At 72.4% G+C, this 20521-nt stretch carries 15 protein-coding genes, 1 tRNA gene and 2 pseudogenes; 11 read left to right on the plus strand and 7 right to left on the minus strand.

From position 1 onward, the window contains the following. Positions 1 to 17: 17 nt before the first annotated feature. Positions 18 to 683 (plus strand): TetR/AcrR family transcriptional regulator, encoded by a 666-nt coding sequence (locus OTB19_RS10645; RefSeq protein ID WP_267797807.1) that lies wholly within the window; start codon positions 18 to 20, stop codon positions 681 to 683. 57 nt (positions 684 to 740) lie between these two features. Here OTB19_RS10645 and OTB19_RS10650 read toward each other — a convergent pair whose 3' ends face one another. Together OTB19_RS10650 and OTB19_RS10655 are read right to left on the minus strand one after the other, a co-directional pair. Continuing rightward, complete coding sequence (locus OTB19_RS10650; protein WP_267797808.1) at positions 741 to 2201, minus strand: sensor histidine kinase; 1461 nt, start codon at positions 2199 to 2201, stop codon at positions 741 to 743. A 214-nt stretch (positions 2202 to 2415) separates the two neighbouring features. Further along, on the minus strand, positions 2416 to 3093 hold the full coding sequence (locus tag OTB19_RS10655; protein ID WP_267797809.1) for a response regulator transcription factor: 678 nt from the start codon (positions 3091 to 3093) through the stop codon (positions 2416 to 2418). 135 nt (positions 3094 to 3228) lie between these two features. Between OTB19_RS10655 and OTB19_RS10660 the strand changes: the two genes are divergently transcribed. Then, complete coding sequence (locus tag OTB19_RS10660; RefSeq protein ID WP_267797810.1) at positions 3229 to 3921, plus strand: hypothetical protein; 693 nt, start codon at positions 3229 to 3231, stop codon at positions 3919 to 3921. 240 nt (positions 3922 to 4161) lie between these two features. Here OTB19_RS10660 and OTB19_RS10665 read toward each other — a convergent pair whose 3' ends face one another. From OTB19_RS10665 to OTB19_RS10675, 3 genes are all read right to left on the minus strand, one after another. Beyond that, entirely contained in the window at positions 4162 to 5100 is a 939-nt protein-coding gene (locus tag OTB19_RS10665) for a GDSL-type esterase/lipase family protein (RefSeq protein WP_267797811.1), read from the minus strand. A gap of 136 nt (positions 5101 to 5236) precedes the next feature. Beyond that, on the minus strand, positions 5237 to 6373 hold the full coding sequence (locus OTB19_RS10670; RefSeq protein ID WP_267797812.1) for a M20/M25/M40 family metallo-hydrolase: 1137 nt from the start codon (positions 6371 to 6373) through the stop codon (positions 5237 to 5239). Positions 6374 to 6479: 106 nt separating this feature from the next. Then, positions 6480 to 6851, minus strand: coding sequence for a RidA family protein (locus OTB19_RS10675; protein ID WP_420716824.1), 372 nt, complete (start codon positions 6849 to 6851; stop codon positions 6480 to 6482). Between OTB19_RS10675 and OTB19_RS10680 the strand changes: the two are divergent. Together OTB19_RS10680 and OTB19_RS10685 are read left to right on the plus strand one after the other, a co-directional pair. Next, positions 6814 to 8083, plus strand: a pseudogene (locus tag OTB19_RS10680) (carotenoid oxygenase family protein); the annotation flags it as partial. The gene OTB19_RS10675 and the pseudogene OTB19_RS10680 overlap by 38 nt on opposite strands. A gap of 230 nt (positions 8084 to 8313) precedes the next feature. Next, positions 8314 to 8388: transfer RNA gene (locus tag OTB19_RS10685), tRNA-Gly, on the plus strand. A gap of 290 nt (positions 8389 to 8678) precedes the next feature. Here the strand turns inward: OTB19_RS10685 and OTB19_RS10690 are convergent. Beyond that, positions 8679 to 8849: pseudogene (locus OTB19_RS10690) on the minus strand (VOC family protein); the annotation flags it as partial. 270 nt (positions 8850 to 9119) lie between these two features. Between OTB19_RS10690 and OTB19_RS10695 the strand changes: the two are divergent. The 4 genes from OTB19_RS10695 (at position 9120) to OTB19_RS10710 (ending at position 14488) form a co-directional block, all read left to right on the plus strand. Next, positions 9120 to 9332 carry a hypothetical protein gene (locus OTB19_RS10695; protein ID WP_267797813.1) on the plus strand — a complete coding sequence of 71 codons (213 nt, stop codon included), beginning with the start codon at positions 9120 to 9122 and terminating at the stop codon, positions 9330 to 9332. Positions 9333 to 9798: 466 nt separating this feature from the next. Next, a complete protein-coding gene (locus OTB19_RS10700) occupies positions 9799 to 11181 on the plus strand; it encodes an ATP-grasp domain-containing protein (RefSeq protein ID WP_267797814.1) in 1383 nt (460 codons plus the stop codon). Then, positions 11178 to 13175, plus strand: a complete 1998-nt coding sequence (locus OTB19_RS10705) for a PEP/pyruvate-binding domain-containing protein (RefSeq protein WP_267797815.1) — start codon at positions 11178 to 11180, stop codon at positions 13173 to 13175. Before OTB19_RS10700 ends, OTB19_RS10705 begins: the two co-directional genes overlap by 4 nt. 47 nt (positions 13176 to 13222) lie before the next feature. Beyond that, entirely contained in the window at positions 13223 to 14488 is a 1266-nt protein-coding gene (locus tag OTB19_RS10710; RefSeq protein ID WP_267797816.1) for an MFS transporter, read from the plus strand. Here OTB19_RS10710 and OTB19_RS10715 read toward each other — a convergent pair. After that, positions 14479 to 15582: a helix-turn-helix transcriptional regulator gene (locus OTB19_RS10715; RefSeq protein ID WP_267797817.1), complete on the minus strand. Its 1104-nt coding sequence runs from the start codon at positions 15580 to 15582 to the stop codon at positions 14479 to 14481. The genes OTB19_RS10710 and OTB19_RS10715 overlap by 10 nt on opposite strands. Positions 15583 to 15892: 310 nt before the next feature. On the opposite strand from OTB19_RS10715, the gene OTB19_RS10720 reads away from it, so the two are divergent. The 3 genes from OTB19_RS10720 (at position 15893) to OTB19_RS10730 (ending at position 20414) form a co-directional block, all read left to right on the plus strand. Next, positions 15893 to 16954, plus strand: coding sequence for a chitinase (locus OTB19_RS10720; protein ID WP_267797818.1), 1062 nt, complete (start codon positions 15893 to 15895; stop codon positions 16952 to 16954). Positions 16955 to 17317: 363 nt separating this feature from the next. Beyond that, entirely contained in the window at positions 17318 to 17779 is a 462-nt protein-coding gene (locus OTB19_RS10725) for a MarR family winged helix-turn-helix transcriptional regulator (protein ID WP_267797819.1), read from the plus strand. 37 nt (positions 17780 to 17816) lie between these two features. Then, entirely contained in the window at positions 17817 to 20414 is a 2598-nt protein-coding gene (locus OTB19_RS10730; protein ID WP_267797820.1) for an MFS transporter, read from the plus strand. The last annotated feature ends 107 nt before the right edge of the window (positions 20415 to 20521 follow it).

Raw genomic sequence — 20521 nt, forward strand, 5'->3', positions numbered from 1 at the left:
AGTCAGGGGGGACGGGCATGCCCAAGCAGGTGGACTACGCGGACCGCCGCCATCTCATCGCCGACGCCGTCTGCCGGCTCGCCGACGAACGCGGATTGGAAGGCGTCACCCTGCGCGACGTCGCCGCCCGCGCGCAGGTGTCGATGGGCGCCGTCCAGCGCTGCTTCCGCACCAAGGAGGAGATGCTCGCGTTCACCCTGGGGCGGGTGGGCGACCGGATCGGCGAGCGCATCCGTGCCCGGCTGGTGGCGAGCCCCGCGCAGTCGGCCGGTACCGCCCTGGGTCACGCGGCCACCGAGATCGCGTTGCTCCGGGAGGAACACCGGGCCGAGGCCCGGGTCTGGCTCGCGTTCGTCGCCCAGGCGGCCGTCAACGAGACCCTCGCGGCGACCCTGAAGGCCAACTACGCCGCTCTGCAAGAGGCGTTCACGCACCTCGTCGCGGAAGCCGCCCCGAGCGCCGACGGCCTCACACCCCTCGACGCGTCGCACGAGGCCCGCGCCCTCCTCGCCCTCACGGACGGTCTCACCACGCACGTGCTCATCGGCCACCTCACCCCGCGAGCGGCACGGGACGCCCTGCACGCCCACCTGGCCAACCTCTGGGCGCGGACCACCGGGCCCACGACCGCCCCCGCAGACCGTCCCGACCAGCCCGACCGATCCGACCGATCCGACGGCTGAGGGGCCGGAAACCGGTCGACGACGCCGGGCGCCGACAACCGACCGGCACCGGGCCCCCTACCGGGATGCGGCCTCCGTACCGGACCCGCCGCCCGGATCTCCCCTGCGCCCCGTCGACGTTGCCGAGGCCGACACCGAGGCCGACACCGAGGCCGACGCCGACGCCGACGGCTCTGACGGGAGGCGGACGACGAGGCGGGCGCCGCGAGGATGCGGCTCCGCGGTGACGGAGCCGCCGTGATGGGCCGCCAGGTCCCGGGCGATGGCCAGCCCCAGCCCGGCCCCGCCCTGGTCGCGGCTGCGGGCGTCGTCGAGGCGGGTGAACCGTTCGAAGACCCGCTCCCGTTCCGCGGGCGGGATGCCGGGCCCGTCGTCCACGATCTCCAGTACGGCGCCCGGCGCGCCGTCCGGGTCAGGCGCGCTGCGCAGCACCACGTCCACCCGCCCGTCCGCGAATCGCTGGGCGTTGTCGAGGAGGTTGGTGACGATCCGGGTCAGCCACAGTTCGTTGCCGGTGACCCGGACGCCGGCGGTGAGGGCCGTGCCGACCGGAACCCGGTCGCCGGCGCGGGCCGCGACGACGTCCCGGACGAGCTCGGTGAGGTCCAGGGGCACGGTCGGTACGGGCTGTGCGGCGTCGATCCGGGCGAGGAGCAGCAGGTCGGCCGCGAGTTGCTGGAGTCGTTCCACGTCCTCCAGCGCGCCCCCGATCAGCTCGGGCCACAGCTCCGGGTCCCGGATCGCCATGGCCACCTCCAGCTGGGTCCGCAGCACGGTGATGGGGCTGCGCAGTTCGTGGGACGCGTCGGCGATGAACCGCCGCTGGCGGATCCCGGACGCCTCCAGCCGGTCCAGGGTGGCGTTCATCGTCTGGGCCAGGCGGGCGACCTCGTCTCGCGTGGGCGGCACGGGGACCCGGCGGTGCAGGTCCCGGTCGGAGATTCCGGCGACCTCGGCGCGGATCTGCTCGACGGGGCGCAGTGCCCGTCCGGTGACGCGCCAGGTGACGAGGGCGACGGTCGCGAGGAGGAGGGGCATGCCGATCGCGAGCGCGGCGGTGGTCGTGTCGTCCGCGGCGTCGGCGGCGCGCAGCGAGGCCCCGGCGTAGACGGTGACGATCCCGTCGGGGGTGTCGACGACGACCTGGGCCACGCGCACGCGCTGTTCGCCGCCGAACGGTCGGTCCTTCCAGGTGTGCAGGCGCAGCCCCGGGCGCTGTGGCGCGGGGGTGACGACGTCGGGTGCGGGGGCGACGGGGTCGGGTACGGCGCGGAAGGGGCCGGGCGCGGCGAGCGGTCGGGGGCTGGAGAACAGTACGGTGCCGTCCGCGGCGACCACTTGGAGGAACTCGACGCCGGGGGCGAGCGGTCGGACCCTTCCCAGATTGCCGGTGGCGGCGAGCGCGGCCACCGACTCGGCCTGTTGCCGGGCGTCGTTCTCCGCGTTGCGCAGCAGGTTGTTCTCCAGCAGGCCGATCAGGGCGAACGAGGCCGCCGTCAGGGCGGCGGCGACCACCACGCTCGCGCCTACGGTGGCCCGGGCCCGAACCGTGGTCGGCCACCAGGGCCGCGACACCACCCACCGCGCCATCCGCCGCGCCGGGCGGCGTGCCGCCGGGAACCGTCGCGGCTTCGGGGGGGCGGTCGGACTCGGGAGGTGGCGCGGTCTCGGGAGGTGGCGCGGTCTCGGCGGACAGGACGGCTTCGGGAGTGGGCCGGGGGTGGGCTCCGGTTCAGCCACCGTCCACCGCCAGGCGGTAGCCCGCGCCCCGTACGGTCTCCAGGGCGGCCCGGCCGAACGGGGCGTCGATCTTGCGCCGGACCGCGCTCACGTGGACCTCCACGACGTTGGGGTCGCCCTCGAAGGCGCTGTCCCAGACCTGTTCGAGGATCTCCCTTTTGGGCACCACCTCGCCCGGACGCCGGGCGAGGCACTCCAGGACCGCGAACTCCCGCGCTGTCAATCGGATCTCCGTACCCGCCCGGGAGCACGCGTGTCGGGCCGGATCGACGAGGAGGTCGCCGAATGCGAGGGCCTGGGGGGTGCGTCGGCCGGTGCGGCGACCCAGCGCGCGGAGTCGGGCGACGAGCACCAGGTAGGAGAACGGTTTGGAGAGGAAGTCGTCCGCGCCGGTGTCCAGCGCCTCCGCCTCGTCGTACTCGCCGTCCTTGGCGGTGAGCATCAGGATGCCGGCCTCGTTGCCGGCGGCCCGCAGGCGGGAGCAGACCCGGTAGCCGTTCAGGCCGGGCAGCATGATGTCGAGGACGATCAGGTCGTATTTGTGCTCGGTTGCCATCCACAGTCCCTGCGGCCCGTCGAAGGCCACGTCGACGGAGAAGCCCTCGGACTGGAGCCCCCGTTGCAGGGCCACGGCCAGCCGTCGTTCGTCCTCCACCACCAGTACGCGCATGCCGAACAGGGTCTCAGGCCCGGCCGCCGGCTTGCTGAAGGGGTCTTCAGGCGGCTTCAGGTGGGCTTCAGGTGGGGTCGCGCAAGCTCTGCACGCACCGGCCGCGGTGGCCGTTCGTCTTGAGGAGTCGCAGGCATGTCCCAGTCCGTCCCACCCTCGCCCCAGCCCGACCCGACCGTCCGGCCCGACAGCGGTGCCCAGGCGGCGCCCACCGTATCGACCGATCGGTCGCAGGTCCCCGTGCACGCCGCGGAGACCGCTCCCGGGGACCGCAAGGGGTTCGCCCGGGTCGTACCGCGGAGCAGGGGAGCCCGCTGGGCCGTGCTCGGCGCGGCCGTGGTGCTGGTCGGCGGCGCGGCGGCGGTCACGGCCGTCGCCGTGTCCGAACACCACCAGGACCGGCGACCCGTGGGCATCCTCGGGCCGTGGATCCACGACGGGGACGGCGAGGAGCACGCCGTCCCGGGCCCCGGGGAGCGGCGGGCCGGCGACCGGCAGTCGGGGAGGAAGCACGCCGTCCCGGCCTTGCCGGGCGGGGACGAGGACACCGGCGGGCGGGTGACCGCCCCGAGGGCGGCGCCTGCGCCGCTGCCCTCGCTGGCCGCGAAGGACGCGGTCGAGAAGGCGGCCGGCGCGGTGAGCGGCGGCTCGGTGGAGAGCCTGCGCGTCGTCGGCCAGCAGGGCGGCGGCAGTGCGTGGCTGGCCGTCGTGGTCGGGCCCGACGGTGTCCGGCACGCCGTCACCCTGTCCGGCGCGGACGGCACGGTCACGGGCAACACGGTCACCGGCGACAAGGGCACGGGCGACACGGTCGCCCCCGGCCGCTGACCTTGCCCCGCGGGGGGACGGCGGGTCCCGGGCGGCTGTCCGCCGGCGTCGGGGCCCGTCCCGTACGTGCGTCCACGAGGTCCGTACGTTGCCCGGTTCCGGCATGGATGCCCGATCGGTTCCGGGCCGAGCGCCTCGGCCGTCGCCCGACGGGCTCCCCCGCCGCAGCCGAGTGAACGTCCGGTGGGCCGTACGCGCCCACCACGACCCACCGGCGGTATCGCGCGGCGCCCGTCTCGGTCAGTGACCGATCGCTTCGAGGTGTCGTTGGAGAGCCGCGTGGCCCTCGGGTGTGGGGTGGAGCCCGTCGGCGAGGAGTTCGGGGCGGTCCCGCAGCGGCTCCCACAGGTCGAGGAAGTCGACGTGGTTGTTCTCGGACCAGGTCCGCGGCAACTCGCGCAGTTCCAGGGCCCGTTCCCGGGTGAAGCGCAGGCCCTCGTAGTCGCGGGTGCGTTCCTCGTCGATCCACGACGGTCCCGCGACGACGAGGCGCGCGTTGCGATCGAGGGCGGCGGCGGCCAGGGCACCGAGACGCGCCGTGAGGTCCGGCGCGGCGTCGCGTCCGGTTCGCGGGGCGGCGAGCGGCCGGGCCGAGTCGTTGATGCCGGCGGCGACGAGGAGGGTGTCAGGCAGGCGTGCGTCCAACAGTGCGGGAGTCTGCTCGGCGACGTCGGCCAAGGTGCTGCCGGGGACGGCCAGGTTGAAGACCCGGTGGTCGGTCTCGTTCCGTGCGATGTGGGTGGCCGCCAGGCGGGCCGCCCAGCCTCCCCGCGGGTCACAGCGTCCGTAGGCGATGCTGTCACCCACGATCACGATGCGCGCCGCGGCACGCAACGGCTTCGCGTCCAGGTAGGCCCAGACGGTCTCCCCCGAGGAGAGCCGGACGCGCCGGCGGGTGTAGTCGTCGACCTCGTAGGCGTCGGCGGCGGCGAGTTCCCGATCGGTGAGATGCAGCACGGCGCCCTCGACGGTGGCGCCGAAGCTGCGCTCCAGGGTGAGGTGTACGTCCAGGCCGCTCGCGGCGATCACGGCCTGGTCGGTGATCGGCAGGGGCCGGGTCGTGTGGCCGGCCAGGGACGCCGGGCTGGTGGGCACGGCTCGGCCGAAGAGAGCGGCCTGTACCCGCTCGTCCATCAGCGTCCCGAAGGAGAACAGGGCGTGGGCGCGTGTGCCGGTCACGGTGAGCTGGGTGCCTTCTCGTCAGGGGTGGGGCAACTCACCCTGAGGGCCGGTGCGGAACGCGACGACCGGGCGGGCATCCTTCGTCGCCCCGGGGCCCGTGAGGTGTACGACGGGCACGCCGCTCGGCGCGGGGCTACGCGGCGTCGGTGGCCGAACGTCGCTCGTCCTCCTGTGCGTTGCGAATCGCGCGCACCAGTCCTGCCACGAGGTTCGCTCGCTCGGCCATGGCGCCGATCACCAGGTATTCGTGGTCCGCGTGGGCGCCGCCGCCGACCGCTCCGAGGCCGTCGAGCGTGGGCACCCCCAGCGCGGCGGTGAAGTTGCCGTCGCTTCCGCCGCCGACCGAGCTTCCTTCGATACCGGGGAGCAACCGCTTTGCCAGCGCGAAGAGTTCGGCGGACGCCTCCACAGGCATCGGGGGTCGGCCGACGGCTCCCTCGACGCTGATCTGCGCTCCGTCCAGGTGCGGGGCGAGCGCCGCGAACGCGGACTCGACGCGCTCCTTCTCGGCGGTCGACTCGACCCGGACATCGACGACGACGGTCGCCTCGGCGGGGACGACGTTGTCCAGGGTGCCCGCCGCCGCGACCGTCGGGGTGACCGTGGTTCCGATGTCGGGTCGGCCCAACTCCGCGATGCGCAACACCTGGTGTGAGGCTTCGATGAGGGCGTTCACCCCGGCCGCGGGTTCAAGGCCCGCGTGTGAGGCCCGGCCCGTGACGGAGACCCGGAAGGTGCCGCAGCCCTTGCGGCCGGTCTTCAGTCCGCCGCCGTCGGCCGCTCCCTCGAAGACGAGCACGGCGCCGCACGCGAGGGCCCGTTCCTCGATGAGGGCGCGGGAGGAGCCGGAGCCGACCTCCTCGTCGGCGGTCACCAGGATCTCGACACCCGACCGGTCGTCGAGCAACGCGAGGCCGTGAACGGCCTGCACCAGTCCGCCCAGCATGTCGAAGACCCCGGGGCCCGTCGCGTGCCCGTCCTCGACCGTGAACGGGCGGCGGGCGAGCGTGCCGAGGGGGAACACCGTGTCGTGGTGGCCGAGGACGAGGACCTGCGGTTCCCCGCCGCCCGACCAGTGGACGTGCGGTCCGGCCTCGCTGTCCACGAGGACGGCCCGCCCGCCGAGACGGCTCTCGACGAGAGCGGCGACGGCACGGGCCGATGCCGCCAGGGCGTCGACGTCGCGCGACGGGGACTCGACCTCGACGAGCTTCCTGAGGTCCTCGATCATCGCGTCGACACTCACGCCCGCGCTCCGGTGCATCGTCATGGGGGCAAGATTAGCCGGCCCGCCGAGACGGACACCCACGCCCCCGCGCCGCGCCCGGACGCGCACGCCCCCGCGCACCCGCGACACCCGCTCGATGGGCACCTGCTCAGTCGAGGACGGCGATGGCCTCCACCTCGACGAGGTGGTCGGGCACGTCCAGCGCCGCGACCCCCACCAGCGTGCCCGGCGCCATCGGGGTGACGCCCAGTTTCGCCGCCGCCCGGGCCACGCCTGCCATGAACGAGGGCATCTTGTCGGGCGTCCAGTCGACGACGTGGACGTTCAGTTTCGCCACGTCGTCGAAGGTGCCGCCGACCTCGGCCAGGGCGGTGGCGACGTTGAGGCAGCACTGCTCGACCTGGGTGGCGAGGTCCCCTTCACCGATCGTGGCGCCGTCGGCGTCCCACGCGACCTGCCCGGCGGGGCCGCGCCCTGCGGCACCTCGCTTCACCCCGATCGGATCCTTCCTGTACCCCATCGACGGTGACGGGATGCTGCACGGCGTGTGGCTCTCGGGAGGCCGCGGCCGCTACGGCAACCGCTTCGTGCGCACCCCCGCGGTCCTCGCGGAGGAGAAGGCGGGCCATGCCCTGTGGGGCGGTCTGGAATCCATGATCACGCCCGGCCGGGACGTCGTGGGCCCCGACCTCGCCCACACCTTCAAGAACCTCCCCGACATCAATGTCGTCCGGCACGCGGGGCGCCTGCTCGCCCTGGCCGAATCCGACTGCCCCTTCCGCATGGGCCCCGACCTGGAGACGCTCGGCAAGGAGACCTTCGGCGGGCGACTGCCGGCCGGCATCACCGCCCACCCCAAGATCGACCCGGCCACGGGGGAGATGGCGGTCTTCTGCTACGCCCTCGAACCGCCCTATCTGACCTGGTCCGTCATCGACCCGGACGGGACGGTGGGGCGCGGCCCGACCCCGATCGACGGAGTGGACGAGCCGCTGATGATCCACGACATGGCCCTCACCTCCCGCCATCTCGTGCTGATCCTGGCGCCGGCGTTCTTCGACATCGCGGGCGCCATGCGGGGCGGCTCGTTCCTGACCTGGCGTCCCGAACAGGGGACCCGCATCGCACTCGTGCCGCGCGACGGGGGTCCGGTGCGCTGGGCGAGCGACGAGGCGTTCTGGGCCTGGCACACCGTGAACGCGTACGAGGACACGGCCGCCGGCGTCGTCGTCCTCGACTACGTCCAGTGGCCCGCGCTCTCCCTCGGCGAGGACCTCGTCCAGGGCGCCACCGCGCACCGGGGTCTGACCCGGGCCGTCATCGACCCCGTGGCGGGCACCGTACGACGCACCCAGCTCGACGACACCCCCGTCGAGTTCCCCCGCGTCGACGACCGCCTCCTCACCCGGCCCCACGGCACGATCGCCGTCGCGGCGGGCAGCGGACGCACCGACGGACTGCTTCCCGGGGAGTACGACGCCCTGCGCTGGTACACCACCGACGAGACGGGCTCGGCGCACGGACCTGGGACGCGGGAGACCTCTCGGTCGGCGAACCCGTCTACGCGCCGACGCCCGGCACCCGCGACGGCGAACACGGCTACTGGCTGACCTTCGCCACCGACCGCACCGACAACTCCAGCCTGCTGCTCGTCATCCCCGCCCACGATCCGGCGGCCCCTGCGCACGGATCCGCATCCCGGTCCGCGTGCCGCTCGGCCTCCACGGGGCCTGGCTGCCCACCGAGGAGTAGCGGACCGGACCGCAGGGCCTCCGTTCCGGGGACTACGGCCGTAAGACCGCCGGCCCTGCCCGCGACCCCGGTACTCCGACGCCCCACCAGAAACCCCGCTGTTCCGCCTCGGTGACCTCGTCGGACACCGACCGCCCCTCCCCGCGCGCCGAGTTGCCAACCCACCCCGATTGTCGTCTAGGATGGTGATCACCTTGAGGGGATCGGCCACGGACCGCCTCCTCATGCGTGCGGATGTAGTTCAGTAGCAGAACGTCCCCCTTCCAGGGGGAAAACGCAGTGTGCGATCCCTGCCATCCGCTCCATCTCACCCCCGCCGGCCTGCGGCTCGTGCCAAGCCCGGCAGCTCCCTTCGGCGGGACACATCCCCTCCCGAGGCGTCGGCGCCGTTCGCGTCCGTACCGGATCGCCCTCGCCCCACGCCCCTGTTCGACCCCTCTCAGGACACGCGTTCACCCTCCGCACCCCCGGCGCGCGCGCGGCGACGCCTCGCGCCCCCGCCCCCGGCGGAAGGTGGCGACCAGTGGCGGATTGCCCGGCGCGCGTGACCACTCCGGGCGCCTGAAGTTGAATCGCGTATAAAGTCCGAACAGGCCGCGTTCTCACCGAGTTCCTCGCGGCCCCAGAGCACGAATCCGAGGCCGCCGGCCTGGAAGAAGACGGCCTCCTCGACCTCTTGCCCCTTCCATCCGAGGCTCTCGTAGAACGCCCGGGCGCGACCGAGGTCCGTGACGCCCAAGGTGATGAGACTGACACGCTGCTCCATGGACGGAAGCCAGCACGGCCTCGATCCGGAGCCGAGGAGGGAACACGGGGCCCGAACGGTGCGGTCCGCACGGGTGGAACAGTCCGCCCCAGCGTTGCGGAAGGCAACATTCCGAAGCGGAGGGGCGTGTCCCCCGCCCTCGCAGAATCGTTCTTCCGTCATGATCACCACGCCCGACCCGGCGACCTCCGCCCCCGGCGCCCCGCCGTCCCGCCCCTCGCGACCTCACCCGCCCGCCCGAGGCCGCGGCGACGCCCCCCGGACCCGAGCGTGATCGGCCCGCCCGCCTGCCAGGGCTGCTCGCATCCCCTCTACACGGTCAGCACGCGGGAGTCCGGCGAGGGTACTACGGCCGCCCAGTGGGAAGTCGACCACGCCTTTCCCGGCCGATGCACGTACACCCCGATGTTTCCGCTGACCGGATCCGCCGCCGACGTCCACGACCTGCCCTACGCGGAACACGTCCTGCGCCACCGCGACTGAACGCCCCCGGGTGCGCGCGCCCACCGCCCCGGACCCGGCGCCGCACCCGCCCCTCCCCTCACGCGACACGCCCTCACGCGACACGCCCCGCGCTTCGCGCTTCGCGCTTCGGCGAGCCTGCGTTCCAGCTCGGCGCCCGCCCCCACTTACCGGCCTCCTTTTGCCGCCCTCCCGACACGGACCCGCCTGCCGCGGATCCGGCTCCCGGCCCGGACCACCCGGTCGACGTCGAGAACCCGTGATCGTCTCCGGCTCCGTCCGGGTGGCTGAAACTCCCTCGTTCCGCGCCCACTTGACGGGCTCGGTTGTTTGGCGAACGCCTAACCGAGTAGGGGTACAGACGTGCGTCCACCGTTCCCCGTCGTGCTCTAGTTGCCCCTGGTCCGTACGCGGTGTCACCCCGTACGGATCGTCCCCCGACGCCGCCGCAGCGCCACGCGGCGTCCCCCTCGACCCCGGGAGCACCATGACCCCGATCCTCTTCGTCTATGCCAAGGGCGGCCCTCCGCTGGAGTACGCGATACCGAGAATCGCGGCCCACGCCGACGTGCACGTCCTGGCGCTCGCACCTCTCCCCCGCACCACCGAGTCGGTGTGGCTGCCCGCGTGCGCGTCGGTCACCTCGGTGCGGCCCCGCGAGGGGGTGGAACTGGTCGATCTGATCTGTTCCCACGCCCGCCGCGTCGGCGCCGCCGCGGTGCTGACGCTGTCGGAGTACGCGGTCGTGGCCGTGGCCCACGCCAGTCTGCGGCTCGGGCTGCGCGGCGCCGGCGAGCGGGTCGCGGGGGCCCGGGACAAGCGCCTGATGCGCCGGATCTGGCGTGACGCGGGGGTGCCGGTACCGGGGTTCAAGGAGGTCCACACGCCGGAGGACATCGCGGCCGCGTTCGAGGAACTGACGCCGCCGCTGCTGCTGAAGGCCGCCTGGAGCGCGGGCTCCACCGCCCACCTCACCGTGTGGAACGAGCAGCAGGCCGAGGAGGCGTGGAAGACCGGCCGTTCCGTCATGGAGGCCTCGTCCGCGCAGGGATACGCGGAACTGCACGCCGCGGACGAGGGCGTCAGCGATTTCCTGCTGGAGGAGATCGTGACCGGCGAGGCCTCCGACTGGTTCGACGAGGCCGGTTGGGGCGACTACGCGAGCGTGGAGGGGATCGTCGCCGACGGCCGGTACCACCCGCTGTGCATCACCGGCCGGATGCCCACCATCGCGCCCTTCACCGAGCGCGCGAGCCTGGCTCCGGCCGCCCTCCCGCACGCCCTTCAGCGCCGGATCGAGGAGGTCTCGCGCGCCGCCGTCGACGCGCTCGGGCTCGACACCTGTGCCACCCACACCGAGATCAAACTCGGTGCGGACGGGGCCATGTGGCTGATCGAGACGGCGGCCCGGTTCGGCGGCGTGATGACCACACGGCAGGTGGAGACCGTCTTCGGCCTCGACATGATCGGCATGCTGGTGTGCGAGTTGCTCGGCCGGGACGTCGACTACCCGCGGCGGATGCTGACGGAGGGCGAGGGCGCGGCCGGGTCGCTCGTCGTCCTCGCCGTCGATCCCGAGGGCCGGCCCTGGAGCGAGCTCCCGACCTGGGACTTCGAGGCGGTCGACTGGCCGGCCCTGCTCGCGCCCGGTTCCCGCGTCGAGTTGGTGCGGGAGCACAGCCTCCCGCCGGGGAGCCGGGTGCCGGTGTACGAGGAGGCGGGAGGCGCCAACTCCATGGCGGCGCTGTGCTTCCTCACCGCCGAGTCCGGGCCGGACCTGCTGGCCGACTGCGGCCGGATCCTCGCGGCCCTGCCGCACGCCCTCGGCGCCCCGTCCGCCGACCTTCCGACGCCCGGGAGCACCGCATGACGAACGCCGGCACCATTCCCGTACCGTCCCCCCGGGGCGCGGCCGTGGACACCCTGCTCACGCTGCCCCTGTTCGAGCAGCTGGCCGGGGTGTTGGGCGGGCACCCGTACGTGAAGGTCGTCGTCGACCGGGAACAGGGCCTCTGGCACGTCCTCGACAGCGCCGTGCACTCCTTCCACGTCAACTACATAGCCACCGAGGTCGTGGGACTGACCCTGGAACAGCTCGACGCCCGGCTCGATCGGTTCAACCACGACGTCTACCAGGATCCCGAGCGACGGTTCCTGCTCGGCGTGCTCTCGCTGCACTCCCGGGGAGGCCCGGAACAGGACGAGCCGTTCATGGTCCTGGAGACCACCGAGGCCGACACCATGGGCGCGGACCTGCTGATCGAGTTCCACGCCTTCGTGCGGGCACACCTGGATCCCGCGCTGGAACTGCTGGTGAAGCCGGCCAACCACGGGCAGGAGAACGCCCTCGCGGCGGTGCCCGAGACCGTGGTGCCCCGCGCCCGGGGGCACGCGTTGTTCGCGACCGCGCCCTTCGTGCCGTTGACGCTCGCCTCGGCGACCGGTCGGCTGCGCGCCTTCGCCTCCGGCGAGGAGTACCGGGCCGCACGCGCGGATCTGACCTGGTACGACATCGTTGCCATGCCCGTCGTCCCCGACGACATCCCGCGCCTCGCGGGGCTGCTCAACGCCCTGCCCACCACGCCGCTGTCGCACACCAACATGCTGGCGGCCGGTTGGGGCATCCCCAACGCCATCGTCCGCGGCATCCTCGACACGATCGCGGACGAGAAGCTGGACGGCGCCTGGGTCCGCTACGAGGTCACCGCCGAGGGCTTCGTCGTCGAACGCGCCGAGGAGCCGTCGGACCTCGCGGAGCCGACCTGGCACACGCAGCGGGTCCGTCTCGACGCCCCGCACGTGACGGACGTACCGCTCGTGCCGCTGTCCGCGTTGCGTGCCCGCGACCGGAACCGCTACGGCACGAAGGCGGCCAATCTCGGTGAACTGCACCACGTGCTGCGTCACGGCTCCGGCCGGCTGACCGGCTACTACTCCGTGCCGCGCCCGCCCCGGACCGATCTGCTCGGTCACCTGGGCGCCCGGCTGGAAATGCCCGCCGACGGCGATCTCGCCCAGTACGCCGGGGAGTTCCTGGCCCGGCACGTCCAGGCACCGGCGGGGATCGCCGTGCCCTTCTCCGTCCAACAGCGTTTCCTGGACTCCTCGCCCGCCGTGCAACAGTGCATCGGCAAGCTGAAGATGGCCCTGGAGCTGAACGCCATGGACGCCGTGGACACGGTCTGTGTCCAGTTGCAGCACCTGGTGCGCACCCTCCCGGTGCCCGAGGACCTGGTGCGCGCTCTGGACACCCAGCTGGTCGAGCACCTGGCGGGCACGAGTCGCTTCGCGGTGCGTTCCTCGTCGAACGCCGAGGACCTGCCGGGCTTCTCCGCGGCCGGCATCTACGAGTCCCTCACCAAGGTCACCGATCTGCCGGGCCTGTTGGACGCGATCCGTCAGGTGTGGGCGTCCCTGCTGTCCCCGCGCAGTGTGCGGCTGCGCCATCAGGCCGGCATCTCGCTGGACGACACGTACATGGGGGTGATCGTCCAGCGCTACGAGCCGTCCCCGCTCGGAGGCGTCATGGTCACCTGCAACCCGACGAACCGGGCCGACTTCCGGAACGTGTACCTCAACTGCGCGCACGGTTCCACGGCCGACGTGGTCGACGGCCGGACGATGCCCCTGCAGTACCTGTACAACACGGTCGAGGGCGGCGGTCGCACGATCTCGCTCGGGGCGGCCGAGCAGGACCTGGACCTGGAGACGCAGGCCCACCTGGGCCGGCTGGCGCTGGCGGGCCGGCTGCTCCAGTCCCATTTCGCCGCGGACTACACCTTCGCCGGACCGCTCGACGTCGAATGGCTGCTCGGGCCCGGAGGCGCGCTCCACATCCTCCAGCTCAGGCCGTACAGCGCCTGATCCTGCCCGCACTCCCCCGCGTTCCGCCCCATCCGAAGGTCACTCCCATGCCCATCTCCCTGCGTGCGCGCGTGAAACGCCGCGTCCGCCCACCCGCCGCGGTGCTCCGCGTGATCCGCCTGAACAACGGCTTCCAGCTCCTGTTCAACCTGCTGTGGTGGATGCCGGTCTTCTACCAGTACCAGAAGCAGGCGGGTCTTTCGGACAGCCAGATCTTCGGCATCCAGAGCGTCTACTACGTGGCGTTCTGCCTGCTGGAGATACCCACCGGCTTCATCGCCGACCGCATCGGACAGCGCCGTTGCATGCAGCTCGGTGCGGCCGTGATGACGGCGGCGAACCTCCTGCCGGTCGCCTCGCCCTCCTTCGCGGGTTTCATGGCGCACTTCCTGGCCATCGCCGCAGCCCGCTCGCTGGTCTCCGGGGCGTCCAGCGCGTACCTGTACGAGTACCTGCACGAGCACGGTGCGGGAGAACACTACGTGCAGGCCGAGGGGACGGCCCGGGCGCTCGGCCTGTGGGCGAAGATCGCCTGCTGGCCGCTGGTCGGCGTCCTGATGCACGTCCGGCACGAGGCCCCGTACGTGCTGACCGCGCTCTCCACGCTCGGCTCGCTGGCCTGCGCCGCGGCCCTTCCGGCCCTCGCGGAACGACACGGCGGGCCGCGGCCGACCGCGGAACGCGTCGGACTCCTCGACTCGGCCCGCCAGGCCCTGAAGGTGCTCGGGACGTCGCGGTCGCTCGGGCCGCTGATGGTGCAGGGCGTGGCCATCTTCACGCTCGCGCGGATCTGCCAGGTCAACCTCTTCCAACCGCTGCTCCTGGAGAAGGACCTCCCTGTCGCCGATCACGGTGCGGTGCTGTCGGCGATGACGGTCGCGGAGGCCGTCGGATCGGCCCGAACCGGCTGGTTGCGCAGCAGGCTCTCCGACACCACGGTGGTGACCGTGCTGAGCGTGGTCATGGCGCTCACCCTCGCGGCCACCACGCTGTCGGGGGCCCTGGGCACCATCGCGTGGCTGTGCGTGTTCGCCGCCGCGGCGGGCCTCGCGTACCCGGTGCAACGCAACCTGATCAACGCGGCCATCCCGCCGACCCCGTACCGGGCGACCCTGCTGTCGGTGGAGTCCATCATCGACCGCGGCGTGTGCGCGCTGGTGGCGCTGGCCGTCGGCGCCTACCTGGCGGCGGACCGCCTGGACGCGCTCCTCGTGCACGCGGCGGTGGGCACCTGTCTGCTGTTGCTCGTCGTGGGCGTCGTGCTGTGGCGGCTGCGGCGTGACGGGGTGCGGCAGGCCGTCGGTCAGCCCTGACAGGGCGGGACGGCGGCGCGCGGGGGCCACACCCCGGTGTCGAGGATGCCGAGCGTGTAGGCACGGGCCACCAGGGCCGGGCGTGATTCCGCGTCGAGTGCTCCGCGCAGTCGTCGCAGGTGGTAGTCCAGCGCCTGGCGGGAGAGGCCCAGGTCGGTGGCGATGGCCCCGTTGGACCGGCCGGCCGCCATCAGGGAGAGGACCCGCAGTTGGACGGGGCTCACCTGGGCGGGGGCGTCGAACCCGACGCTCAGCGAGGTCAGTACGGCCGAGACCCGGTCGGGAGCACCCTGGCGCCGGACCACCGCGAGGTCGGCCCGCAGGACCTTGCTCTCGCCCGAGGCCGTGCCGCAGACGACGGAACACGTGCGCCGGGACGCCTTGCCGGCGACCAGGTCCACCCAGGCGCGCCGCACGGTCCGGGCGTCACCGCGCAGGTGTCCGATGGCTCGGGTGCCCTCCAGGGAGGCGCGGTCGCCCCCGAGCAGTTCGGCGACTCCTCCGCTGACCCGCTGTACCCGGCCGCGCAGGTCGAGGGTCACGATGGCCAGCCCCGAGCGCTCCCACAGGGCGTGGAGTTCCTCGGCGGCGACGGCCTTGTCCTCCAGGGCCCTGGCCTGGTCGGTGACGTCCGTGTAGATGCCGCCCACGCGCAGGCCCCGGCCGTGGTCCAGGACGAACCGGTGCCCGGTGACCTGGCGGGGTGTCCCGTCGGGGTGGCGGAAGACGAGGGTGTGGCGGACCGGCCGGCGGGACGACAGCACCTCGCGGTCCAGGGCCCGGAACACGGCGGCGTCGTCGGGGGCGTCGATCTCCTCCACGGTCCGGCCGACCACGGCGTGCGGCTCCATGCGGTACAGGTGGGCGTAGGCCGCGTTCACCCACAGGTACCGGCCCTGTCCGTCGCGGATGAAGGCGGGCGCGGGGGCGTACGCGGCGAGGGCCTCGAACCATCGCGCCGCTTCCGGGACGTCCCGGTCACCGCCCGCGCCCCGCGCCGGGTCCCCGGCCCGCCCGGACTCCCCGCTCCACGCCGGCTCCCCGCCCCCGCCGGCCGCCGGCCGTACCTGTCCGTGTTCGTTCTTCGCGTACATGCCTGTTTCTGTCTCTCGGGTCTCCGCTCGCGACTCGCCCTCCCCGGGGCGGGGTCGCTCCCGTCGGGCGTGCGTGTGCGCTGTGCGTCGCGCGTCGTCGACGCTCCGGGCGGGAGGTCAACTTAACCGGTTTTGAGGGAAGTTGCGGGCCCGGCAAACGGAATGTCCTGTTCCCGCCGTTCTCGAACTCCCCTCGACTCTCGGGGGACTTGGTCCAGACCTATTGACCGTCGGTGCGGACCTCCCTACCGTCTGGTCCACCACCCCACGCACCTATCCGGGTTCCCCCCAGTCCAGGAGGCACCTCGCCATGCTCTCTCGCGGTTCACGCCTGTTGATGGCCGCCCTGGCCACCGCCCTCGCCCTGCCGAACCTGATCGCGGCCACCCCGGGCCCCGCCCCGGCCCCGCGGGCCGACACCTGCGCGGTCAAGTCGAGGCCCGCCGGCAAAGTCCTCCAGGGCTACTGGGAGAACTGGGACGGGGCCGCCAACGGCGTGCACCCGCCGCTCGGTTGGATCCCGATCACCGACAGCCGCATCCAGGGCCACGGCTACAACGTGACCAACGCGGCGTTCCCGGTCATCCGCTCGGACGGCACCGTCCTGTGGGAGGACGGGATGGACTCCACGGTGAAGGTGGCCACGCCGGCCGAGATGTGCCAGGCCAAGGCCTCCGGCCAGACCATCCTGATGTCCATCGGCGGCGCCGCGGCGGGCATCGACCTCAGCTCCAGCGCCGTCGCCGACCGGTTCGTCGCGACGGTGGTGCCGATCCTGCAGAAGTACAACTTCGACGGCATCGACATCGACATCGAGACCGGCCTCGTCGGCAGCGGGAGCATCACCACGCTGTCGGCCTCGCAGGCCAACCTCATCCGCATCATCGACGGCGTGCTCGCCCGGATGCCCTCGAACTTCGGCCTCACGATGGCACCCGAGACGGCCTACGTCACCGGCGGCAGCGTGGCGTACGGCTCGATCTGGGGCGCCTACCTGCCCATCGTGAAGAAGTACGCCGACAACGGCCGCCTGTGGTGGCTGAACATGCAGTACTACAACGGCAGCATGTACGGCTGCTCGGGCGACTCCTACTCCGCCGGCACCGTACAGGGGTTCACCGCGCAGACCGACTGCCTGAACAAGGGCCTGGTCGTCCAGGGCACCACCATCAAGGTCCCCTACGACAAGCAGGTCCCCGGACTCCCGGCCCAGCCGGGCGCGGGCGGCGGCCACATGGCCCCGAACCTGGTGGCGCAGGCCTGGAACAAGTACGGGAACGGCCTCAAGGGCCTGATGACCTGGTCCGTGAACTGGGACGGCGCCAAGAACTGGACCTTCGGCAACAACGTCAAGGCGCTCCAGGGCCGCTGATCGCCGACCGCCCCCACCCTTCCCGACCACCCCGGCCCGGCCCGGCCCGGCCCGGGGACGACGCTCGACCGAGGCACCCCACGCGCCCCCGGTCGAGCGTCGCCCCTTTGCGGGGGCAACATCGCGACCGTCGACGTCGCGGTGGCCCGGCACGAGTACCCCACGACTGCACAGCGTGATCATCAGATTGCCTGATGAATGAGCCTCTCCGTTGCCATCCCGAGCCCCGAGGTCGCTCACCTGCGAGTTTACGTTCGCCAATGCTTGCCTTTGTCAACTTTTTAGCTCCGTACGGCCCTCCCGGTTTGCCTGGAGCAACCAACTACTTTTACGGTTGCCTGAAGCAACGATGCAGGAGGTGCGATGGCCGAGCGGGCGCAGTACGAGGAATTGGCTCGCGAGCTCAGTGCCGTCGGCGCCGTCAAGAGGGACCTGGGTCGGATCCTGCCCCAGGACTGCCCGGCGGGATCCGCCGCCGTGCTGCACCTCCTCGGTCGGCACGGGGACATGCGCATGTGCCGACTCGCCGAGCTGCTCTCCGTGGACATGTCCGTCACCAGCCGTCACGTCGCGCACGTCGCGGACCGGGGCTGGATCGAACGCCGACCCGACCCGGCCGACAAACGCTCGCGCATCCTGCACCTCACCGCCGCCGGGGGAGAACAGCTCGACGAGCTCTCCCGACGCTCCTCGCAGCTGCTCGCCGACCGGTTGAGCGACTGGTCCGACGAGGAGGTGGGCCGGCTCGTCCGGCTCATGTCCCGCCTGCGCGAAAGCTTCGGTGACTGCCGCTCCGGCGGCGTCCACCGCACACGACTGAACTGATCACCCGTACACCCGCACGAAGAACGTTAGGAAGCCCATGGCAACGACCACACCAGCCGGTGTGCGGGGCTCTCACGCCAAGCACGGAGGCGGCCACGACGGCGCACCCATGACGCACCGGCAGATCATGGAGGCGCTCTCCGGGCTGTTGCTCGGCATGTTCGTCGCGATCCTGTCGTCGACGATCGTCTCCAACGCCCTGCCCGAGATCATCGGCGACCTGGGCGGCGGCCAGTCCGCCTACACCTGGGTCGTCACCGCCGCACTGCTCTCCATGACGGCCGCCACCCCCCTGTGGGGCAAGCTCTCCGACCTGTACAGCAAGAAGGCACTCGTCCAGATAGCCCTGGTCATCTACGTGCTGGGATCGGCCGCCGCCGGCCTGTCCCAGAACGCGGGGATGCTCATCGCCTGTCGTGTGGTCCAGGGCATCGGCGTCGGCGGCCTGTCCGCCCTCGCCCAGATCGTGATGGCCGCGATGATCTCCCCGCGCGAGCGCGGCCGCTACAGCGGCTACCTCGGCGCGACCTTCGCCGTGGCCACCGTCGGCGGACCGCTGCTCGGCGGCGTCATCACCGACACCGACTGGCTCGGCTGGCGCTGGTGCTTCTACGTCGGCGTACCCTTCGCGATCATCGCCCTGATCGTGCTCCAGAAGACCCTGCACCTGCCCGTCGTCAAGCGCGAGGTCAAGGTCGACTGGGGCGGCGCGTTCTTCATCTCGGCCGCCGTGTCGCTGTTGCTGGTCTGGGTCACCTTCGCCGGCGACAAGTACGACTGGGTCTCCTGGCAGACGTTCGCCATGGTCGGCGGGTCGATCGCCCTCGGGCTGCTGTTCGTCCTCGTCGAATCCAAGGCAGCCGAACCGATCATCCCGCTGCGCCTGTTCCGCAACCGCACCATCGCGCTGTCGTCGATCGCCTCGCTGTTCGTCGGTGTCGCGATGTTCACCGGCACGGTGTTCTTCAGCCAGTACTTCCAGCTGGCCCGCGACAAGTCCCCGACCATGTCGGGCGTGATGACGATCCCGATGATCGCCGGTCTGTTCGTCTCCTCCACCGTCTCCGGCCAGGTGATCACCAAGACCGGCAAGTGGAAGGCGTGGCTGCTCTGCGGCGGCGTGCTGGTGACCGCCGGTCTGGGCCTGCTCGGCACGATCCGCTACGACACCGAGTACTGGCACATCGCGATCTTCATGGCGCTGCTGGGCCTGGGCATCGGCATGATGATGCAGAACCTGGTGCTGTGCACGCAGAACCAGGTGGCGCCGTCCGACCTCGGGTCGGCCAGCTCCACAGTGACCTTCTTCCGTTCCCTCGGTGGCGCGATCGGCGTCTCCGCGCTCGGCGCGGTGATGGCCAACCGGATCACCCACTACGCCCAGGACGGGCTCGCCACCCTCGACCCGAAGTACGCGGCGGCCGCCGCCGGTTCCAGCTCCGGCAGCAGCATCCCGGACATGGACAGCCTGCCGGGCCCGCTGCGCACCGTCATGGAGAGCGCGTACGGCCACGGCATCGCGGACGTCTTCCTGATCGCCGCGCCGCTCGCGCTGATCGCCTTCCTCGTCACGATCTTCATCAAGGAGGTCCCGCTGCGCACGTCGGGCGGTCTGGAGCAGGCCGCCTCGCCCGTCGAGGCGGGCCCGGGACGCGGCGATGACCTCGCGGCCCCCGCTGCCGTGACGACCTCGGCTCCGCGGTTCGCCGAGACCGCCGGCGAGGAGCGCACGGCGCACCCCGCACCCGTACTCACAGCCTCGGCCTCGGCCTCGGTCGACACCGGACGCGGAACGGGCGACGTCGAGCCCGGGACGACACAGCAGACGACCACCGTCACCGCGGTGGCGAACGAAGGGACCGGTCCCGTGAACGGTGGTACTCCGGTGGGCGGTTACGTGCGCGGCTCCGAGAGCGCGCCCGTACCCCAGGCGGCCGTGACGCTGATCTCCCTCGCGGGACGCCAGCTGGGCCGGTCGGTCTCACGGGCCGACGGCTCGTACGCCGTGGACGCCCCGGGCTCGGGCTCGTACGTCCTGATCGCCTCGGCCGACGGTTTCCAGCCGCAGGCGTCGACGATCGTGGTGAACGGCGAGCCGGTCGCGTACGACATCCTGCTGAGCGGTACGAGCGGGCTGAGTGGCCTCGTCCGGGCCGCCGGGAGCGGTGACCCGGTCAAGGACGCGATGGTCATCGTGACCGACGTACGCGGTGACGTGTTGGCGTCCGCGACCACCGGCGAGCAGGGAGAGTTCTCCTTCGCCGAGATGGTGCCGGGCTCGGTGACCATCGCGGTCAACGCCCTGGGGCACCGCCCCGCGGCCCTGCCCGTCGAGGTCGGCGGCGCCGGCGTCACCCGGGTCGAGGTCGAGCTCAGCCCCGGCGCACGGGTCCAGGGCGTCGTACGGGCGCCGCACGGCCCGCTCGGCGACGCGCGGGTCACGCTGATCGACACGGCGGGCAACGTCGTCGACACGGCGAGGACCGGCGCGGACGGCGCGTACGCCTTCACCGACCTCGACAGCGGCGAGTACACCGTCATCGCGACGAGCTACCCGCCGGTGGCCACGGCCCTGAGCGTGGGCGCCCGCGGTGTCGACGACCACGACATCGAGCTGGCCCACCCCGGCGAGTAGCCGGACCCCGGCCCGGGGGGGGGGCCCCCCGCCCCCAGGGCCGCCCCCCCGCCCGGGGGGCGCGCCCCGAGCAGGAGGCGCGCCCCGCGGGCCGGCCATGTTCAAAC

Source organism: Streptomyces sp. H27-H5, from assembly GCF_026627505.1.
GTDB lineage: Bacteria > Actinomycetota > Actinomycetes > Streptomycetales > Streptomycetaceae > Streptomyces.

Coding starts and splice junctions, on each gene's coding strand:
- OTB19_RS10660 (WP_267797810.1), top strand. CDS start 3,229: ATGTCCCAGTCCGTCCCACCCTCGCCCCAGCCCGACCCGACCGTCCGG.
- OTB19_RS10655 (WP_267797809.1), bottom strand. CDS start 3,093: ATGCGCGTACTGGTGGTGGAGGACGAACGACGGCTGGCCGTGGCCCTG.
- OTB19_RS10730 (WP_267797820.1), top strand. CDS start 17,817: ATGGCAACGACCACACCAGCCGGTGTGCGGGGCTCTCACGCCAAGCAC.
- OTB19_RS10705 (WP_267797815.1), top strand. CDS start 11,178: ATGACGAACGCCGGCACCATTCCCGTACCGTCCCCCCGGGGCGCGGCC.
- OTB19_RS10710 (WP_267797816.1), top strand. CDS start 13,223: ATGCCCATCTCCCTGCGTGCGCGCGTGAAACGCCGCGTCCGCCCACCC.
- OTB19_RS10670 (WP_267797812.1), bottom strand. CDS start 6,373: ATGACGATGCACCGGAGCGCGGGCGTGAGTGTCGACGCGATGATCGAG.
- OTB19_RS10725 (WP_267797819.1), top strand. CDS start 17,318: ATGGCCGAGCGGGCGCAGTACGAGGAATTGGCTCGCGAGCTCAGTGCC.
- OTB19_RS10720 (WP_267797818.1), top strand. CDS start 15,893: ATGCTCTCTCGCGGTTCACGCCTGTTGATGGCCGCCCTGGCCACCGCC.
- OTB19_RS10675 (WP_420716824.1), bottom strand. CDS start 6,851: ATGGGGTACAGGAAGGATCCGATCGGGGTGAAGCGAGGTGCCGCAGGG.
- OTB19_RS10715 (WP_267797817.1), bottom strand. CDS start 15,582: ATGTACGCGAAGAACGAACACGGACAGGTACGGCCGGCGGCCGGCGGG.
- OTB19_RS10700 (WP_267797814.1), top strand. CDS start 9,799: ATGACCCCGATCCTCTTCGTCTATGCCAAGGGCGGCCCTCCGCTGGAG.
- OTB19_RS10645 (WP_267797807.1), top strand. CDS start 18: ATGCCCAAGCAGGTGGACTACGCGGACCGCCGCCATCTCATCGCCGAC.